The following is an 18,457-nucleotide window of genomic DNA, read 5'->3' on the forward strand; positions in this document are numbered from 1 at the left end:
TGTCTCACTTTTTCTTGCCGATGGACCTCGACTTTCGTCGGGCAGCCACGACTACAGTCGCGGCGAACTCCCCGGCTGTTTCTTTTGTGGCTTGGAAACCGGCAGGGAGTCTAGAACAAGAAATAGCGCTGCGCCATGGGCAACACCTCGGCCGGCGCGCAGGTCAAGAGCTCGCCGTCTGCGCGCACCTCATAGGTCTCGGGATCGACCTCGATATGAGGGGTTGCGTCATTGTGGATCATGCTCTTCTTTGAGATCTTGCCGCGGGTATTTTTCACGGCGTAGAGCTTCTTGTCTATGCCAAGCTTGCGGGCAAGCCCGCCGCTGACGGCGGCCTTCGAGGTGAATACCACAGACGAGGCGGTGAGTGCCTTGCCGAAGGCCGCGAACATCGGCTGGTAGTGCACCGGCTGCGGCGTCGGGATCGAGGCGTTGGCATCGCCCATCGGCGCCGCCACGATCGAGCCGCCCTTGATGATGCAATCCGGCTTGACGCCGAAAAACGCCGGCGACCACAGCACGAGATCGGCGAGCTTGCCCTTCTCGACCGACCCGATCAGATCGGAGACGCCATGCGCGATTGCCGGATTGATGGTGTATTTGGCGATATAGCGCTTGACGCGGAAATTGTCGTTGTCCTTACCCCTGTCCTCGGGAAGAGCGCCACGCTGTCTCTTCATCTTGTCCGCGGTCTGCCAGGTGCGGATGATGACCTCGCCGACGCGGCCCATGGCTTGCGAGTCCGACGACATCATCGACAGCGCGCCGAGATCATGCAGGATATCCTCGGCGGCGATCGTCTCCTTCCGGATACGGCTCTCGGCGAACGCAAGATCTTCAGCGATCGAAGGATCGAGGTGGTGGCACACCATCAGCATGTCGAGATGCTCGTCGATGGTGTTGCAGGTGAACGGCCGTGTCGGGTTGGTCGAGGACGGCAGCACGTTCTTCAGGCCCGCGATCTTGATGATATCCGGCGCATGCCCGCCGCCGGCGCCTTCGGTGTGGAAGGCGTGGATGGTGCGGCCCTTGAACGCCCGCACCGTGTCTTCGACGAAGCCGGATTCGTTCAGCGTGTCCGAATGCAGCATCACCTGGACGTCGTAATCGTCGGCGACGGAGAGACAGGTATCGATCGTCGACGGCGTGGTGCCCCAATCCTCGTGCAGCTTCAGCGCGCAGGCGCCGGCCTTGACCATCTCGGCCAGCGCCGCCGGGCGCGATGAATTGCCCTTGCCGGAAAGGCCGAGATTGACCGGGAAGGCATCGAGCGACTGGATCATCCGCGCGATGTGCCACGGCCCAGGCGTGCAGGTGGTCGCGAAGGTGCCATGCGACGGTCCGGTGCCTCCCCCAAGCATCGAGGTGACCCCGGACATCAGCGCATGTTCGATCTGCTGCGGGCAGATGAAATGGATGTGACTGTCGAAACCGCCCGCGGTGAGAATCTTGCCTTCGCCGGCGATCACGTCGGTGCCGGGCCCGATGATGATGGTCACGTTGGGCTGGATATCGGGATTGCCGGCCTTGCCGATCGCCGCGACCATGCCTTCCTTGATGCCGACGTCGGCCTTCACGATCCCCCAGTGATCGACGATCAGCGCGTTGGTGATGACAGTGTCGACCGCGCCCTGCTTGTTGGTCACCTGCGACTGCCCCATGCCGTCGCGGATCACCTTGCCCCCGCCGAACTTCACCTCCTCGCCATAGGTCGTGAGATCCTTTTCAACCTCGATAACGAGATTGGTGTCGGCAAGCCGCACCTTGTCTCCGGTGGTCGGCCCGAACATGCCGGCATAGACGGAACGTTTGATTTTGATGCTCACAGCGCGCTCCTTGCAAGCCTGACGGTATCGTCGAATGTCTGGTCGAGCAGCGCATTGCCGCCGCGGCATCCGGCTACGACTTTTTCAGCCCATCCGACGTAGTCGATCAGATCGTCGCGCTCTTCCTTGCTCGGATTCGGCACGATGCGGGCGCGGATGTTGCTGACCTTGTCTGCGATCTTGATCAGCTTGGCGCCCACCGACTTATGCGGAGCCTCCTCGATCTGCCTTTGCCGCCGCACCAGCTTTGGCAGGGTCATGTCGTCAGTGACCTCGACGACCAGATCGGCGATGTGCTCGCCGAATTTTTCCGCAAGCTCCGCGCGCGTCGTGCCAGTGTCCTCGATGGTGTCGTGCAGCCAGCCCGCCGCGACCAGTTCGGCATCGGCGCCATCCGTCACCTGAGCGAGCAAGCTCGCGACCTCGGCGAGGTGGTTGATGTAGGGCTCGTTGCCACGCCCCTTGCGCGCCATGCCGTTGTGACGGCGTGCGGCAAGCGCGGCAGCTTCGGAGACAAGGCGGATCGCGGGAAGCATCGCGTCACGACGTCTGTTGTTCACGCGCACCACGGATTTGGCAGACGACGGACCGCAACATCGCTTCGGCCGGAGCCCGGGGGTTCCCCCTCTCCCGGTCCCTGACCCGCAAGTGGGGAAAGAGCGTGACTGACCTGCTCACCTCTCAGGCGCCAGCGGTTGCCGGTTGCTTTTCCCCTCGCCGCGTAGACCGCAAGTCCTGCTTGCCGGCGTGGGCGACGAGCTGAACCTCGCGGGTCTGGCCGGGCTCGAAGCGGACGGCGGTGCCTGCAGGGATGTTGAGGCGCATGCCACGAGCCTTCTTGCGGTCGAACCGCAGCGCCGCGTTGGTCTCGAAGAAGTGGTAGTGCGAACCGACCTGGATCGGACGGTCGCCGGTATTGGCAACCGAGATCGTTATCGCCTTGCGACCTGCATTGAGCTCGATCTCACCGTCCTTGATGAAAAATTCGCCGGGAATCATCATTCTTCCTCCGTCAATCCGAGACGCGCCACGCTGAGCGTGGAATTTCGATTTCAGCCTCAGCATCCCCGTCAGGCCGCCGCACGGTCATGCGGGAATGAGGCACTTGGTCTAACGGATCGGCTCGTGCACAGTGACGAGCTTGGTGCCGTCGGGAAATGTCGCCTCGACCTGAATGTCGTGGATCATCTCGGGGATCCCGGTCATCACCTGGTCGCGCGTCAAAACCGTCGCGCCCGTTTGCATCAGTTCGGCAACCGTCCGCCCGTCGCGCGCGCCCTCGACGATGAAATCGGTGATCAACGCGACCGCTTCCGGATGATTGAGCTTGAGGCCGCGCTCGAGCCTGCGGCGCGCCGTTATGGCCGCCATCGAAACCAGGAGCTTTTCCTTCTCTCGGGGGGACAAATTCATGAAACTACTCTGACGCGTCCTTCGAACTCTAGTTGAGCCACAGCCTCGGCAGCGGGCCGGCTGAGGCACGGCCGAGCACCGTCAGCATGTCGGCACGGAGCTGAGCCGCATCTTGGGCGCAGAAGCGCGCCATTGCAAACCCATTCCACGCCGAGATGCCAACTTCACCCCCAAAAGTATGAGCCGCGTCGCGGATCCGCGCGACCACTGCTTCGTCGCCCGGCACGATCAGCGCAGTTCCGATCGCGGCGCCGCCATTGGCGATCGCTGGTCTTGCAAGCTTCTCGCCGATCTCCCCGTCGAGCCGAACGGTCTCGGCGAACACCAGCCGGCCGCCGCGGCGCATCCGCCAGCGGTCGACGAATTCACCGTGCCGCATCGTCTCTCCCATCGCGGTGCGGCCGAACACCACGATTTCGCAGAGCAGGAGCGAGGCGTCCTCCGCGAGGTCGATCTCGAAGCACCGCTCGATGCGAGCGCGGTCGAACAGGATGGTCTCCTGCGGCAACCATGCGAGATGCGCGCCGGCGCCGGCCTTCAAGGCGATGCCGAGCCGAGCAGCAGCGCCCGGCGCGCGGTAGACCTTTTCCGCCGCAGCCGTCGTCAGCGTCAACCGGGCGCCCTCGCCAGTTTCAATCTCGATGTCGAAGCTGTCACCACCGGCAATGCCGCCGGCGGTATTGACCAACATGGCCGACAGCCCTTCATCCTCCGGCGATGGAAAGCGGACGCGCAGCGATCCCGATTCATGAAGGTCACCGCGCCGGGTTACGCCATCCCGCAAGCGCACACCGAACCGCACCGCGCCCTGGGCACGGTTAGCTGCAAATGTCGCTGTCGCAGCGCTTGCGATTTCAGTCAGCATCTATCCCCACACTCTACATCCGCGGCCACCACGAGCCGCGCAACAACTTCACTACAGCGCCATCTGGCGGCTGATCTCAGCGGAATCGAGACTCGACCGGTCGCAGGCATATTTTACCGCGCCGCGGTCCATCACGGCGAAACTGTCGCCGAGTTCGCAAGCGAAGTCGAGATATTGTTCGACCAGCACGATCGCGATGTTGCCGAGGTTACGCAGATAGGAGATGGCGCGGCCGATGTCCTTGATGATCGAGGGCTGGATGCCCTCGGTCGGCTCGTCCAGCAGCAGCAGCTTTGGCCGCATCACCAGCGCGCGGCCGATCGCGAGCTGTTGCTGCTGGCCGCCGGAGAGGTCGCCGCCGCGTCGCCCGAGCATGGTCTGCAGTACCGGGAACAGAGAGAACACATCATCGGGAATGTTGCGGTCCTCTCGCTTCAGCGGGCCGAAGCCGGTTTTGAGGTTTTCCTCTACCGTCAATAGCGGGAAGATCTCGCGGCCCTGCGGCACGAAGCCGATGCCGCGCCGGGCTCGCTCGTAGGGCTTCAACGCGGTGATGTCCTTGCCATCGAAATTGATCGCACCCGAGGCGATCGGATACTGGCCGACCATGGCGCGCAGCAACGAGGTCTTGCCGACGCCATTGCGCCCGAGCACGCAGGTGACCTTGCCGGCCTCGGCCGTCAGCGACACGCCGCGCAACGCCTGCGCCGCGCCGTAGAACAGGTTGATATGATCGACCTTCAGCATGCGCGACCTCCGGCCGTGATGCGACGAATGCCGAATGGCGAATAGCGAACGGTAAGAATTGCCGCGCTCATGTCTCCATACATCCCTATTCGCTACCCGCTATTCGCTACGCGCCCTACCGGCTACCTACCCAGATAAACTTCCACCACCCGCTCGTTCGACGACACCTGATCGATGGTGCCTTCGGCGAGGACCGTGCCTTCATGCAGACAAGACACCTTGACGCCGAGCTCGCGCACGAAGGTCATGTCGTGCTCGACCACCATGATGGTGTGGTTGCGGTTGATCTGCTTCAGCAGTTCGGCGGTCAGATGGGTCTCGACGTCGGTCATGCCCGCCACGGGCTCGTCAACCAGCAGGACCTTGGGATCCTGCGCCAGCAGCATGCCGATTTCGAGCCACTGCTTCTGGCCATGCGACAGGCTTCCAGCGAGGCGATTGCGGGCACCGGTCAGGCGGATGGTTTCGAGCACATTGTCGATCCGCTCGGATTCGGCCTTGCTGCCGCGCCAGAACAGCGTGCCCCTGACGCTGTGATCGACGTTGAGCGCGAGCAGAAGATTGTCCTGCACGGTCTGACTCTCGAACACCGTGGGCTTCTGGAACTTGCGGCCGATACCGAGTTCGGCGATGCGGGTCTCGTCCAGCCGCGTCAGGTCGACAGTACCGTCGAACAGAACCGTGCCCTCGTCCGGCTTGGTCTTTCCGGTGATGATGTCCATCATTGTGGTCTTGCCGGCGCCGTTGGGGCCGATGATGGCGCGCATCTCGCCGGGCGCGAGCATCAGCGACAGGTTGTTGATGGCGTGGAAACCGTCGAACGAGACGTGCACGCCGTCGAGATAGAGCATCGCGGACGTGGCGCGGGTATCCATTACGTTCATGGGCCTACTCCGCCGGATTCGGTTCGCTGATGCCGTCTTCGCGCGCGGCGCTGATGTCGTCGGCCGAGGCGCGCTGCGCCTTCCACGGCTCCCACCACGCGTTGAAGGTGCCCACGATGCCCTTGGGCAAGAGCAGCGTCACCAGGATGAACAGCGCGCCGAGCATGAACAGCCAGTAGGGCGCGAGTGGTCCCGAGGTGAAGAGCGTCTTGGCGTAGTTCACGACGACCGCGCCGAGCGCCGCGCCGACCAGCGTGCCGCGGCCACCGACCGCGACCCAGATCACCGCTTCGATCGAGTTGCCGGGCGCGAATTCGCTCGGGTTGATGATGCCGACCTGCGGCACATAGAGCGCCCCCGCCACACCTGCCATGCAGGCCGACAGCGTAAACACGAACAGCTTGTATGATTCGACGCGGTAGCCGAGGAAGCGGGTGCGGCTTTCGGCGTCGCGTACCGCGATCAGCACCTTGCCAAGCTTCGAGGTGACCACGACGCGGCAAATCAAGAAGGAGACCAGAAGCGCGAGGCAGCTCAGCAGGAACAGCGCGCAGCGCGTGCCGTCGGCCTGCACGTTGAAGCCGAGGATGTCCTTGAAATCGGTCAGCCCGTTGTTGCCGCCGAACCCGAAATCGTTGCGGAAGAAGCCGAGCAGGAGCGCATAGGTCATCGCCTGGGTGATGATCGAGAGGTAGACGCCGGTGACCCGCGAGCGGAACGCCAACCAGCCGAAGCAGAACGCCAGCAGTCCGGGTACCAGCAGCACCATCAGCGCGGCGAAGGCAAAGTTGTCGAAGCCGTACCAGTACCAGGGCAGCCTGTCCCAGTTCAGGAACACCATGAAGTCGGGCAGGATCGGATTGCCGTAGACGCCGCGGCTGCCGATCTGGCGCATCAGGTACATGCCCATGGCGTAGCCGCCGAGCGCGAAGAAGGCGCCATGACCGAGCGACAGGATGCCGCAATAGCCCCAGATCAGGTCGATCGACAGTGCAAGGATCGCGTAGCAGACATACTTGCCCCATAGCGCCACCAGATAGGTCGGCACCTGGAAGATCGAGCCCTGCGGCAGGAGCAGGTTCGACAGCGGGATCAGCACACCGACGGCGGCGACGATCAGGATGAAGCTGGTCGCGGCGCGGTCGAGCGAGCGGGTGAGGATGTGCGGCGTCATGCTTCCACCGCCCGCCCCTTGAGTGCGAACAGGCCGCGCGGCCGCTTCTGGATGAACAGGATGATCAGCACCAGGATCGCGATCTTGCCAAGCACCGCGCCGGCCACCGGCTCGAGGAACTTGTTGGCGATACCGAGCGTGAAGGCGCCAACCAGCGTGCCCCAGAGATTGCCGACGCCGCCGAACACCACGACCATGAAGCTGTCGATGATGTAGCTCTGGCCGAGGTTCGGGCTGACATTGTCGATTTGCGACAGGGCGACGCCGGCGATGCCGGCGATGCCCGAGCCGAGGCCGAAGGTCAGCGCGTCGACGCGCGAGGTGGCAATTCCCATCGAGGCCGCCATGCGGCGGTTCTGCGTGACCGCGCGCATCTCGAGCCCAAGCGAAGTATAGCGCAGCATCGCGAGCAGGATCGCGAACACGGCGAGCGTGAAGCAGAGGATCCAGAGGCGGTTATAGGTGATGGTGATCTGGCCGAGGTCGAAAGCGCCGCTCATCCAGGACGGATTGCCGACCTCGCGGTTGGTCGGGCCGAACACGGTGCGCACCGCCTGCTGCAGTACGAGCGACAGGCCCCAGGTCGCAAGCAGTGTTTCCAGCGGGCGGCCGTACAGGAAGCGGATGATGCCGCGCTCGATCAGCACGCCGATGCCGCCCGCAACCAGGAAAGCGAGCGGCACTGCGATCAGCAGCGAATAGTCGAACAGGCCGGGATAGCGGGTGCGGATCACCTCCTGCACCACGAACGTGGTGTAGGCTCCGAGCATCACCATCTCGCCATGCGCCATGTTGATGACCCCCATCACGCCAAAGGTGATGGCAAGCCCGATCGCGGCGAGCAGCAGCACCGAGCCGAGCGAAATGCCGTACCAGGCGTTCTGGACCGCCGACCACGTCGCCAGATTGCTCTGGATCGAGGAGATCGCGCCGGCCGCGGCCTTGGCGACCAGTGGCGGCTGGTCGGCGCCGAGGCTCGTCAAGAGAGCCATGGCTTCCTGGTCGCCGCGCGCCTTGATCACGGCGATGGCTTCGAGCTTGTCATTTTCGGAGGCATCAGGCTTGAACAGGATGATGGCGGCGCGCGCCTCGGCAAAGGCCTGTTTGGTCGCCTTGTTGGCTTCGTTGGCGAGCGCGCTTTCGACGGTGGCGAGCGCGCTCTCCTCGTGGCTCTTGAACACCGACTGCGCCGCCGCCAGGCGCTTGGCGGGGTCCGGCGATAACAGGGTCAGGCCCCCGAGCGCGGCCTCCACGGTGCGCCGCAGACGGTTGTTGAGGCGGACGGGTGCAGTGCCGTCCGGCAGCTTGTTGACGGCGGTGCCGGTTGCAGCATCGATGACCTTGTCGTCGGCCCCGGTGATGAAGACCTTCTTGGTCTCGGGATCGGCCGACAGGCGGCCATCCTGCAGGGCGCTGATGATCGGGAAGGCAAGCGGATTTCCGGACGCCGCGATCTCGCCGACCGCCTCCTCGGTGTCGGAGAATTCGTCATTGGCAAACTTGGCGACCGAGTCCTCGAACGAGCCGGCGAACGCCGGCAAGGTAACGCTGCCGAGCAACAAGATCGACAGAAACAACGCGCGAAGGCGGTCAAGACAAGAGACAAACACGTGATAACCCCGGCAGGAGTGCGAGGAGAAGGCGGCGGACAGAGCCGCCTTCTCCAGTGTCTTGGAAGATTGCTTGTTGTGTCGTTGATCAGATCATGGGCGACTTAGATCAGGAGCCTCAATCAGGATCCCTGCCCGCCGCATTTGTTGGTCTTGACGTTGTAATTGCCGCACTTCTTGTCGACCCAGTCGCCGATCAGGTCCTTGGAGCCATCCAGCTCCTTCGACCACGCGTCGCCGGCCACCAGGCCCGGAGTCTTCCAGACCACGTCGAACTGGCCGTTGCCCTTGATCTCGCCGATGAACACCGGCTTGGTGATGTGGTGGTTCGGCAGCATCTTCGACACGCCGCCGGTCAGGTTCGGCGCCTCGATGCCAGGAAGCGCGTCGATCACCTTGTCCGGATCGGTCGACTTCACCTTCTCGACCGCCTTCACCCACATGTTGAAGCCGATCACATGAGCTTCCATCGGGTCGTTGGTCACGCGCTTCGGATTCTTGGTGTAGGCTTGCCAGTCCTTGATGAACTTCTCGTTCGCGGGGGTCTTGATCGACTCGAAGTAGTTCCAGGCGGCGAGATGGCCGACCAGCGGCTTGGTGTCGATACCGGCAAGCTCTTCCTCGCCGACCGAGAACGCGACCACCGGGATGTCGGTCGCCTTGATGCCCTGATTGCCCAATTCCTTGTAGAAGGGGACGTTGGCGTCGCCGTTGATGGTCGAGACCACCGCGGTCTTCTTGCCGGCCGAGCCGAACTTCTTGATGTCGGCCACGATCGTCTGCCAGTCGGAGTGACCGAACGGCGTGTAGTTGATCATGATGTCTTCCTGCTTGACGCCCTTCGACTTCAAGTAGGCCTCGAGGATCTTGTTGGTGGTGCGCGGATAGACGTAGTCGGTGCCCGCCAGCACCCAGCGCTTCACCTTCTCGTCCTTCATCAGGTAGTCGACGGCCGGGATCGCCTGCTGGTTCGGGGCGGCGCCGGTGTAGAACACGTTGCGCTCGGATTCCTCGCCTTCATACTGCACGGGATAGAACAGGATGTTGTTCAGCTCCTTGAACACCGGGAGCACGGACTTGCGCGACACCGAGGTCCAGCAACCGAACACGACCGCGACCTTGTCCTTGGTGATGAGCTCGCGCGCCTTTTCGGCAAACAGCGGCCAGTTCGATGCGGGATCGACGACGACGGCCTCGAGCTTCTTGCCGAGCACGCCACCTTTCTTGTTCTGCTCGTCGATCAGGAAAAGGACGGTGTCCTTCAGCGTGGTCTCGCTGATGGCCATGGTGCCGGAGAGCGAATGGAGAATGCCAACCTTGATGGTGTCCTCCGCCGCCTGCGCCGGCGAGAACGGCGAGGACGCAGCCAGACCCAAAACCAGGCCGGCGGTCGCCGCAAGCCAGCGGCGACGGGTCATCGCAAGATCGCAAGTAAGTTGAGTAAGCATGAAATGTCATCTCCCTGACGCAAGGCGTGAAACGCTTGCGAACGGCCACATGGCCGCCTGCGGTTAAGGGAATCGCAAGAACCATGCCACAGGCGGCTGACATACTAAGATATTGACTTAACTAGGTTATATTTCATTTCCAGCGGAAACGCCTGTCTTGACTGCTTAATTTTTAGGCCAAGAAAATGTGTGCAAAAAGGGCAATCAGATTATTTCGTGAGCAAAACTTTCGCGATGGCGATATTTTCGGCAGGAAAGGAAAGCAATTAGCTATGCCGCGCTGCGTCAAAGCTAACACCTTGAAACCGCCGTGTTCCTGGTCCATATCGTTGCGGTGCCCGCGAATCGCGGCGCCTGCGAGCTGCGTGTTCCGGGCCGGTCGAATGGCCTCTGGCTCGCTTTATCAGCAAACCAATGTGCGATGCCCCAAACACGCGGGTGTCCTGACACCCTCGTGCGATCCCGGCCATCTCGGCCGGGACGACGATTGCCTTTATGGAAAGAACAGCCTTTTGACCTCCTTTCAGGATTTCGGCCTCGCCGATCCCATCGCCCGTGCGCTTCGAGAAGAAAACTATCTCACGCCCACCCCCATCCAGGCCCAGACGATCCCGCTAGCTCTCGCCGGCCGCGATGTCGTCGGCATCGCCCAGACCGGCACCGGCAAGACCGCATCCTTCGCGCTGCCGATCCTCCACCGTCTGCTGGAGAACCGCAGCCGTCCGCAGCCCAAGAGCTGCCGCGTGCTGGTGCTCTCCCCCACTCGCGAATTGTCGGGCCAGATCCTTGACAGTTTCAACGCCTATGGCCGCCATATCCGCCTTACCTCGGCGCTTGCGATCGGCGGCGTGCCTATGGGCCGCCAGGTTCGCGCCGTATTGCAGGGCGTCGAAGTCATGGTGGCAACCCCCGGCCGCCTGCTCGATCTCGTGCAGAGCAACGGGCTGAAACTCAATCAGGTCGAGTTCCTGGTTCTGGACGAAGCCGACCGCATGCTCGACATGGGCTTCATCAACGACATCAGGAAAATCGTGGCCAAGCTGCCAATCAGGCGGCAGACGCTGTTCTTCTCGGCGACCATGCCGAGGGATATCGCCGAGCTCGCCGAGGCGATGCTGCGCGACCCCGCCCGCGTCGCGGTGACGCCGGTATCATCGACCGCCGACCGCATCGCCCAGCGCGTAATCCAGGTCGATTTCGCGGCCAAACCGGCCGTGCTGGCCCAGTTGCTGAAGCAGGAACCAGTTGACCGCGCGCTGGTCTTCACCCGCACCAAGCACGGCGCCGACAAGGTTGTGAAGGGCCTCGCCAAGGCCGGCATCGAGGCCAACGCCATCCATGGCAACAAGTCGCAGAACCACCGCGAGCGCGTGCTGGCGGCGTTCCGCTCCGGCGAAATCCGGACGCTGGTGGCGACCGACATCGCCGCCCGGGGTATCGATGTCGACGGCATCAGCCATGTCGTGAATTTCGACCTGCCAAATGTTCCGGAAACCTATGTCCACCGCATCGGCCGCACGGCGCGCGCGGGCGCCGAGGGGGTCGCGATTTCGCTGATCGCGGGTGCCGAGGAAATGGGGTATCTGCGCGACATCGAGCGGCTGATCCGCATCCCGCTTCCGCGGGAAGACCGCCGCACGCCGGGCAACCGCGACGCCACCGCACCGGCCAAGGCACCGCAGCCGCACCGGGGCGGCCGGTCTGCGCCACGTGCGCATCATGTCCGTGGGAATGAAAGCGCCCCCGGCACAAAAGGGCCTCGCCGCCGCCGCCGTCGAAGTGGTAGTAGTAGCGATCCGCAGACGAACCGGGGCGAGTCGTCCCGTCCGTCGCAGACCGGCGCAAGCGAGGGCATTCAGGGTGTCGCCTTCTTGCACCGCGAAGCCCGGCCGAAACCGCAATCCAACCGCAACAACCAACCGCAGCACTAGCCGTCGCTCGATCTGGAGATACACATGGCTAAGGAAGAGCTGATCCAGTTCGAAGGACTGGTGACCGAAATTCTCCCCGACGCCCGCTATCGGGTGCAACTTGATGCAGGCCACGAGATCGTCGCTTACACTGCAGGCAAAATGAAGAAGAACCGCATCAAGACCCTGGCCGGCGATCGCGTCACGATCGAGATGTCGCCCTACGATCTCGAAAAGGGTCGCTTGATCTTCCGTCACAAGGACGAGCGCCCGAGCTCACCCGGCGGGCCGCCGCGTAGCGGGCCGCCGCGCGGGGGCCAGTTCCGCCGTCGATAGGGCCAGATCCAGCAACTATCCCGAGTATGACATTTTCATGTCGCGCTAAAAAATGGCCCGCGGCTGCGCCGGCCAAAAAATCAGCATGTCCGGATTGTTTTGAAACGGCCTATCGCATAATATTGATCATCGATTTTCGGCCGGACGACATTAGCTATCCACCGGTACAGCCGGTTTAGACGCTGACGACCCTTCCAAAAATTCGATCTCGCCACCCCGCCAACCAGCGGGTTTTGAACTTGTATATCTGAGAAGGGACTACCCACGTGAGCATGGGAACCGTTAAGTGGTTTAACGCGACTAAGGGCTACGGCTTCATCCAGCCGGATGAAGGCGGGAATGACGTGTTCGTGCACATTAGCGCCGTCGAGCGCGCCGGCCTTGGGACGTTGCGGGAGGGCCAGAAGATCTCCTACGAGATCGTCGCCGACCGCCGGTCCGGTAAATCCTCGGCCGACAATCTGCGCGCCGCCGGATAAGCCGATTTCCCGAGAGCAAAAGCTCTCCGGAAATTGTCTTCGGAGACAGCAAAGGCCGCATCTTCGGGTGCGGCCTTTGCTTTTGTACATAGCGTTTTCGAGCGAAGTGGACGCCGGTTGGCGTTAAGAAAACGTGTCAAGGCAGCAAGCTTGAGCTTCGGTTCTGATTCAATCAAAACCGATGATGCTCGAGCATGGAAGCGGCTACAATTTCGGGCAGTTCGGCATCGCCACATTTGGCGCCGGAGTCGGATAGATGACACAGAGAGAGTAACGCGGACGGGTATAGGCGACGTCGCGGAGAGCAATGCCGGTCGGCATCACGGGTCCAATCGTCGGGATGTTTATGGCGCCGACCGATGGAATGTAGTTGTAGCTGACTTCACTGAAGATCAGATAGGTGCCGGCGATCTGCAGCGCGCTTGGGACCTGGACTGTAGTGCTCGTCGCTCGTGGCGCATCTCCCTTGCTCCACTGTACGCGCGCAGCGAGGCTGTTGGGATCGATCCAGAGCTCGGTGATAGTGGATTTCAACTGCGCCGTCGTAAAGGGCGTCATGATGCCGATACCGGCATTGACGAAGTTGGCGAGATCGGCGTCGGCCACTGTCTGCTGATCCGACCTCTGGGGAGCGCGCGAAGTCAGGTCGGACAGCGTCCGCGCCATCAGTGTCACCTTGCGGGAAGCGGCGACGGCGGACGAGAACTCGACGATCCCGAACAACATGACCAGCATCAGCGGCACGATGAAGGCAAACTCGACAGCGGCAAGTCCGGATCGATCGAGCGCGAATCTCGCCGCACCCTGCCGCAGACCTGTCCGGATCGGTGATATCTCTTTCATGCTCCGCCTCAGAAGGGCTCGTTCATGAACGCTGCGGTCGCGGTCAGCAGCCGCTTGTTGTTGTTCAGGTTGGCGGGGTTGAAGCCAAGCTTGGTAACGAACAGCGGCCACTGATAGAACAGGCGGACAACCACGATCTGGCCGGCGGTTCCGGGGCTGTACTGCATGGCTGGAAGAAAGTTTCCACCCGAATCGATCGGCGCGGCAATGTTGACGGAGCCGAACTGGTCAGACTGGTAGCTGCGCACGTCGATATAGACGCCGTTCGCGCAATCAAACAGAACGTTGATCCGGCTGCAGACAAAGTTCTTGAACTGCACCTGGGTGAAGTTTGCCATCTGCGCCTGACCGGTCAGGATCATGCGCGCGGAATCCTGCGTCACGGTCTCGAGTACCTGGCCGGCAAAAAATATCATCGCCACTTCGATGATCGCGAACAGGAGCCCGAAGAAGAGCGGCGCAACCAGCGCGAATTCGACTGCGGTCGAGCCGCGGCGGTTGCGGCAGAAGCGGTGGAGATTTCTGGAAAAGCGTGCGGGCAGCGGCATCAACGACCCCGGATGAGCATGACGGCAACAACTACCGGAAACTGATTGTTGAAATGTTTCGTCAGACCTCGGGACGGCGACCCGTAACGTTAGGCCAATTTTAACCGTGCCGAGGCGGGATAAGCTTTAACCGGCCACGTCGCCGGCGCGCAATGAGCGCCGGCCCGGGAATGCGTCAGTTCGCCGACTTGGCGGCCGCGGTCGCACCCGAACCGGTGGCCTGCGTATTCAGCGACCCGGCCTGGTCCATCGTCGCCTTGAAATAGGTCTCGCCGTCACCGAGCGTGATGCGGCGCTGGCAGACCGGCATGCAGCTATAGGTCTCGCGGTCGATGCCGCGATAAACGGTGACGAGCTGGTCGGTCGGGCCTTCAACCTGGATCTGACGATCGACCAGCACCTGGCCGGAGCGGTCGATCGCAATGAAGTTGGTGGCGCCATAGCCCTTGCCCGTGACGACGACGACGCCGCCATTCTGCAAGCTCACGTCTGCAATCAGCGGGTTGCCGACGACGATCGTGGCGATACCCGTTGGCAGCTTGACAAGCTTGGCCTGATCGACATTGACCGAGATCTTGTCAGGGTCAGGCGCGGCCGTGGACACTGCCGGCCACAGCAGGATCGCCGCGGCCAGGGAAATCAGGCCGAAACGTGCACCTGCGCAGATTCGCTGGGACTGGAAAGACATACTCTACCCCGGGACGTTGACATGCCGGCAAAAGGCGAAGCGCAGCGGAGCCGGCGCCCGACAAGGCGAATCTGACGGCAATTCATTTAAGAAGAGCAAAAATCGAGCGGCGAATTGCGCGGATGCCGCGACTTCCGAAACGGATAGGCGAGTTGGCCGGCGATCTCGCTCGGGAATGCATCATCGGCGATTCCGTAATTATCCGGTAGCCGGCCCGCCGGCATGCGGAAGGTGCCAAACAGGATATCGCAGATCGGAAAAGTGCCTGCGAAATTGGTGTTGCCGCCATCCTCAAGCGAGGTGTGATGCCAGCGGTGGAAGAGCGGCGTTGCCAGCACATATTTGAGCGGACCCAGATCCTAGTTCAGATTGGCGTGCACAAAAGCCGACAGGAACAGGTTGAAGGGACCAACCCACGTTTGGCGAGATGCCGGCCAACAGCAGCAAGACGTCGATGCCGACCGTGCCGAGCAGGTTCACGGGATGGAAGCGCGCCGCCGAAATCCAGTCCACGTCCTCCGAGGAATGATGGATGGCATGGTACTTCCAGAAGCCGCCGCGGTGAAACAGACGGTGAAGCCAGTACATCGCGAATCGGAGATCACCAGCAACACCACCGCTTGCAGCCACGACGGCAGCGCCGCCAACGGGCCATGGCCGCTGTCGTAGAAAGCGAAAGCTCGTCGGTGTCGCGGATGCCGAAGACGAGGCCGGCAACGATCACGAGAAGTCCGACACGGAATACGCGCGCAAACAGCGGTCAATCCGCAACGCGCACATGCACGACCGCCCCCGCATCCGCGTAGACGCGCCGCCAGCCCCCGATCCGGTCGAGCAGCTTGACCGCCGGCATGTCCGGCGTGAGCATCACCGCATCAATGTCGTATGTCTTGAGCAGATCGAGAAAGCCGTCGACGTCCTTGAGCTGAAGCGCCCGGTAATAGGCCATCTCGAATGCCTCGCCGTAGAGCTCGGCGCGTCCGTCGATGAACACCGGCATCTGCCGCCAGATCAGGTAACCGCCGAATGGAAGATCGTTGAGGACACGCCTGACGTTATGCGCTTTCAACGCGTCGACAGCGCCCGCGGGCGAATGGCCGGCCGGCGGTGCTATGGCCTGGCTTGCCGCGACGGCCAAGGTCGAGGCGCAGAGGCCAGCGAGAAGCGCGACTGCGGGCGCAACCCTCAGCCGCGCCAGACCCACGGCCTTCAAGCCGAATTGCGATGCCACAGGCGTGAGCACCGCCAGCGGCAGCAACATGGCGAAGATCTCGATATTCCTGACGTGGGACAGCGCCATGTGCAGCAGGCCCAGCACCAGCGCAATCCTCGGCAGCGGCAACTTCACGCCGCCATAGAGCGCGCCGCCGATGAGCGCGAGAAGCGCCAGCTCGAACGCGCCGATGGTGCGGAAATCAGCCGGCATCCACTCCGCGATCAGATGCAGGAGCTCTCCGAGAGCGAGAATCCTCAGCGAAGCAAGGATCGAGCCCCAGCCATAGGGCGTCAAACAGCACGCGGCGAGCGCACCGAGCCCGAACAAAGTCCAGCGCAGCGCCAAGCTACTCCTGTGCAAGGGCTCCGCGTTCCACAATGCGTCGAGCGCAAAGGCGCCAACCAGCACCAGGCCGAAGACGAAGCTGCCGTGCAGATTGGCCCAGAGCGCGATCAGCGGCGTAAGCCAGAATGACGGCGGCTCGAGGCGCTCGCTGGCTGACATGAGGCCGTTCGTCCAGGCGACCAGTATCGGTAGCACGAGCACATGAGGACGCGCCAGCAGATGCCCAGACGACAGCGCCAGCGCCGCGAGTGCGGCGGCGCTCGCATAGGCCGCGGGCATCCGGCGGTTGAGGATCGAGGTGAGCAGCGCGAAAGCGACGGCGATGCAGACCGCGGCCAGCGCCACGGGCCCGGTCCATCCGGCGAGATCGTAGGATTTTGCGTAGAGAACCTGCGCAAGCCAGGACGACGACATCCATGGTTCGCCCGCCTTGGTGAACGAGTAGAAATCGACGGACGGCAAGGCGCCGTTATCAAGGATCCACCGCCCGATGGTAATCTGCCAATAGGTATCGGAATCGCCGAGCCGGCTGCCGCCATCGATCAACAGCAGCGCGTAAACGCCGCAGCCCATCCAGAACCAGGCCGGGACCTCGCTCACGACGGAGGCCCTCTCGCGCTGGATGGTAGCGATCTCTGCGCTCATGGCGGCGCACGCCGCTCAGTGACGGAACGGATAGGCCAATTGCCCGCCGATCTCGGAGGGTATCGCCTTGTCATCCGCGCCATAATTCACGGGCAGCGCATTGTCCGGCATCCGAAACGTGCCGAACAGCATATCCCAGATCGGGAAGGTGCCCGCGAAATTGGTGTCACCGCCCTCTTCGACACCGGTGTGATGCCAGCGATGGAAAACCGGCGTCGCGATCGCGTATTTGAACGGGCCGAGCGTCCAATTGAGATTGGCGTGGACGAAAGCGGAGTGAAATGTGGTGAAAGGACCGACCCACAGCATGATGTTCGGCGAGATGCCCGCCATCAACAGGACCACGTCAACCGAGATCGTGCCTATCATCAGGTTGACCGGATGAAAGCGCGCCGCGGAAATCCATTCGAGGTCTTCGGAGGAATGATGAATGGCGTGATATTTCCAGAACCCGCTGCCATGAAACAGCCGGTGCAGCCAATAGAGCATGAAGTCCGAGGCGACCAGGAAGATCGCCGCCTGCAGCCAAAGCGGAAGCCGTGACAGTGGGCCGTGGCCGTTGTCGTAGAATGCCACCAGTTCGTCGGCACCATGAACGTTGAACAGGACGGCCGCGCCAAGCACCAGCAACCCGATGCGCAGCACGCGGGCGAACACCGGCACGAAGAACCAGTAGCAGATATCGGTGACGAGCTCGCGCTTGCGCCACCAGGGCTTGCCCGGATTGCAGGCCCAGAAGTGGGTCAACACCGAGAAGACAAGCGCCAGAACGATCGTGATCGGCGCCACCTTGATCATCGTCTGGCCGACCATCGCGATGATTTCGAGGGGGAGCTCAGACATGACAGCCTCATTCGATGGAGGCCTCATGGGTATCGGCTCGCGCTTAAAGAGCTGTGAATCCCGATCGATCGCTCGCGGGAGAAAAACCCCGCGGTTTAATCCGACGCCTTAATTCCAAATTTACTGTGCGCAAGAACTGCGGGTTCCGGCCGACTTTACGCGATCAAATTAACCGCACCGCAATCGTCGATCCCTAGGCTCCCTAGCATGGTCACGGTGCTGAGAACGCCGACCAGACCAAATCCACTTCGACCAGCCACGTGTACACAGGAGTTTGTTTATGAAGAACCTCGTCTCGCGCTTTGTGAAGGATGAGTCTGGCGCGACTGCTATTGAGTACGGTCTCATTGCCGCCGGCATCGCGATTGCGATCATCACTGCCGTCCGCGGCGTCGGCACGGCGCTGAACGGCACCTTCGGCACGATCTCGACCTCGCTGAAGTAAGCACGATTCGGCGAATTCGCCGCAAAGGTCCCGGCGGTCCCGGGGCCTTTGTCTTTTTGACGGACTTGCTCCGCCGGCGCTGCGCACGCACGCTTCGTGAGGAACCGGGAAGCCGCTTTCAGGTCTTTTCCGATTGTTCACCATTGGCCGCTAGCGTCGCGCCACGTCACAACCTCGGTCCTAGCCTCACGG

At 62.4% G+C, this 18,457-nt stretch carries 19 protein-coding genes and 1 pseudogene; 4 read left to right on the forward strand and 16 right to left on the reverse strand.

Translation table 11 applies throughout. The features are described 5' to 3' along the window. Positions 1–110: 110 nt before the first annotated feature. The 10 genes from ureC to urtA all read right to left on the reverse strand — a co-directional run bounded on the left by ureC (position 111) and on the right by urtA (position 9,967). A complete protein-coding gene (ureC, locus tag JQ553_RS01190) occupies positions 111–1,826 on the reverse strand; it encodes an urease subunit alpha (protein ID WP_212498056.1) in 1,716 nt (571 codons plus the stop codon). After that, positions 1,823–2,362, reverse strand: coding sequence for an HD domain-containing protein (locus tag JQ553_RS01195; RefSeq protein WP_212498759.1), 540 nt, complete (start codon positions 2,360–2,362; stop codon positions 1,823–1,825). The genes ureC and JQ553_RS01195 overlap by 4 nt, the downstream gene beginning before the upstream one ends. Before the next feature lie 145 nt (positions 2,363–2,507). Further along, entirely contained in the window at positions 2,508–2,825 is a 318-nt protein-coding gene (locus JQ553_RS01200) for an urease subunit beta (protein WP_212498760.1), read from the reverse strand. Positions 2,826–2,936: 111 nt separating this feature from the next. Then, complete coding sequence (locus tag JQ553_RS01205) at positions 2,937–3,239, reverse strand: urease subunit gamma (protein WP_212498057.1); 303 nt, start codon at positions 3,237–3,239, stop codon at positions 2,937–2,939. Between the two features lie 28 nt (positions 3,240–3,267). After that, positions 3,268–4,104, reverse strand: a complete 837-nt coding sequence (locus JQ553_RS01210) for an urease accessory protein UreD (protein ID WP_212498058.1) — start codon at positions 4,102–4,104, stop codon at positions 3,268–3,270. 51 nt (positions 4,105–4,155) lie between these two features. Further along, positions 4,156–4,851, reverse strand: coding sequence for an urea ABC transporter ATP-binding subunit UrtE (gene urtE, locus JQ553_RS01215; protein WP_212498059.1), 696 nt, complete (start codon positions 4,849–4,851; stop codon positions 4,156–4,158). Between the two features lie 122 nt (positions 4,852–4,973). Then, positions 4,974–5,735: an urea ABC transporter ATP-binding protein UrtD gene (urtD, locus tag JQ553_RS01220; protein ID WP_212498060.1), complete on the reverse strand. Its 762-nt coding sequence runs from the start codon at positions 5,733–5,735 to the stop codon at positions 4,974–4,976. Positions 5,736–5,739: 4 nt separating this feature from the next. Continuing rightward, positions 5,740–6,909, reverse strand: coding sequence for an urea ABC transporter permease subunit UrtC (urtC, locus tag JQ553_RS01225; protein ID WP_212498061.1), 1,170 nt, complete (start codon positions 6,907–6,909; stop codon positions 5,740–5,742). Further along, the gene (urtB, locus tag JQ553_RS01230; RefSeq protein ID WP_249143939.1) at positions 6,906–8,486 is read right to left on the reverse strand and encodes an urea ABC transporter permease subunit UrtB; all 1,581 of its coding nucleotides are present in this window, start codon (positions 8,484–8,486) and stop codon (positions 6,906–6,908) included. Before urtB ends, urtC begins: the two co-directional genes overlap by 4 nt. A 155-nt stretch (positions 8,487–8,641) precedes the next feature. Further along, a complete protein-coding gene (gene urtA / locus JQ553_RS01235) occupies positions 8,642–9,967 on the reverse strand; it encodes an urea ABC transporter substrate-binding protein (RefSeq protein ID WP_212498063.1) in 1,326 nt (441 codons plus the stop codon). Positions 9,968–10,479: 512 nt separating this feature from the next. On the opposite strand from urtA, the gene JQ553_RS01240 reads away from it, so the two are divergent. The 3 genes from JQ553_RS01240 to JQ553_RS01250 all read left to right on the forward strand — a co-directional run bounded on the left by JQ553_RS01240 (position 10,480) and on the right by JQ553_RS01250 (position 12,692). Continuing rightward, positions 10,480–11,898 (forward strand): DEAD/DEAH box helicase, encoded by a 1,419-nt coding sequence (locus JQ553_RS01240; protein ID WP_212498064.1) that lies wholly within the window; start codon positions 10,480–10,482, stop codon positions 11,896–11,898. 24 nt (positions 11,899–11,922) lie between these two features. Further along, positions 11,923–12,213, forward strand: coding sequence for a translation initiation factor IF-1 (gene infA, locus JQ553_RS01245; protein ID WP_212498065.1), 291 nt, complete (start codon positions 11,923–11,925; stop codon positions 12,211–12,213). A gap of 266 nt (positions 12,214–12,479) precedes the next feature. Next, positions 12,480–12,692, forward strand: coding sequence for a cold-shock protein (locus JQ553_RS01250; RefSeq protein WP_016842648.1), 213 nt, complete (start codon positions 12,480–12,482; stop codon positions 12,690–12,692). Between the two features lie 204 nt (positions 12,693–12,896). Here the strand turns inward: JQ553_RS01250 and JQ553_RS01255 are convergent, their stop codons facing one another. From JQ553_RS01255 to JQ553_RS01280, 6 genes and pseudogenes are all read right to left on the reverse strand, one after another. Continuing rightward, positions 12,897–13,535, reverse strand: a complete 639-nt coding sequence (locus tag JQ553_RS01255; RefSeq protein WP_212498066.1) for a TadE/TadG family type IV pilus assembly protein — start codon at positions 13,533–13,535, stop codon at positions 12,897–12,899. An 8-nt stretch (positions 13,536–13,543) separates the two neighbouring features. Next, entirely contained in the window at positions 13,544–14,083 is a 540-nt protein-coding gene (locus tag JQ553_RS01260) for a TadE/TadG family type IV pilus assembly protein (RefSeq protein ID WP_212498067.1), read from the reverse strand. 175 nt (positions 14,084–14,258) lie between these two features. Beyond that, positions 14,259–14,771: a pilus assembly protein N-terminal domain-containing protein gene (locus tag JQ553_RS01265; RefSeq protein WP_212498068.1), complete on the reverse strand. Its 513-nt coding sequence runs from the start codon at positions 14,769–14,771 to the stop codon at positions 14,259–14,261. A gap of 86 nt (positions 14,772–14,857) precedes the next feature. After that, positions 14,858–15,531, reverse strand: a pseudogene (locus JQ553_RS35035) (sterol desaturase family protein); the annotation flags it as partial. Further along, positions 15,532–16,977 carry a hypothetical protein gene (locus JQ553_RS01275; protein ID WP_212498069.1) on the reverse strand — a complete coding sequence of 482 codons (1,446 nt, stop codon included), beginning with the start codon at positions 16,975–16,977 and terminating at the stop codon, positions 15,532–15,534. Between the two features lie 15 nt (positions 16,978–16,992). Continuing rightward, on the reverse strand, positions 16,993–17,820 hold the full coding sequence (locus JQ553_RS01280; RefSeq protein ID WP_212498070.1) for a sterol desaturase family protein: 828 nt from the start codon (positions 17,818–17,820) through the stop codon (positions 16,993–16,995). A gap of 280 nt (positions 17,821–18,100) precedes the next feature. On the opposite strand from JQ553_RS01280, the gene JQ553_RS01285 reads away from it, so the two are divergent. Then, entirely contained in the window at positions 18,101–18,265 is a 165-nt protein-coding gene (locus tag JQ553_RS01285; protein ID WP_212498071.1) for a Flp family type IVb pilin, read from the forward strand. Positions 18,266–18,457 lie beyond the last annotated feature (192 nt).

This window comes from Bradyrhizobium lablabi, assembly GCF_018131005.1.
GTDB lineage: Bacteria > Pseudomonadota > Alphaproteobacteria > Rhizobiales > Xanthobacteraceae > Bradyrhizobium > Bradyrhizobium lablabi_D.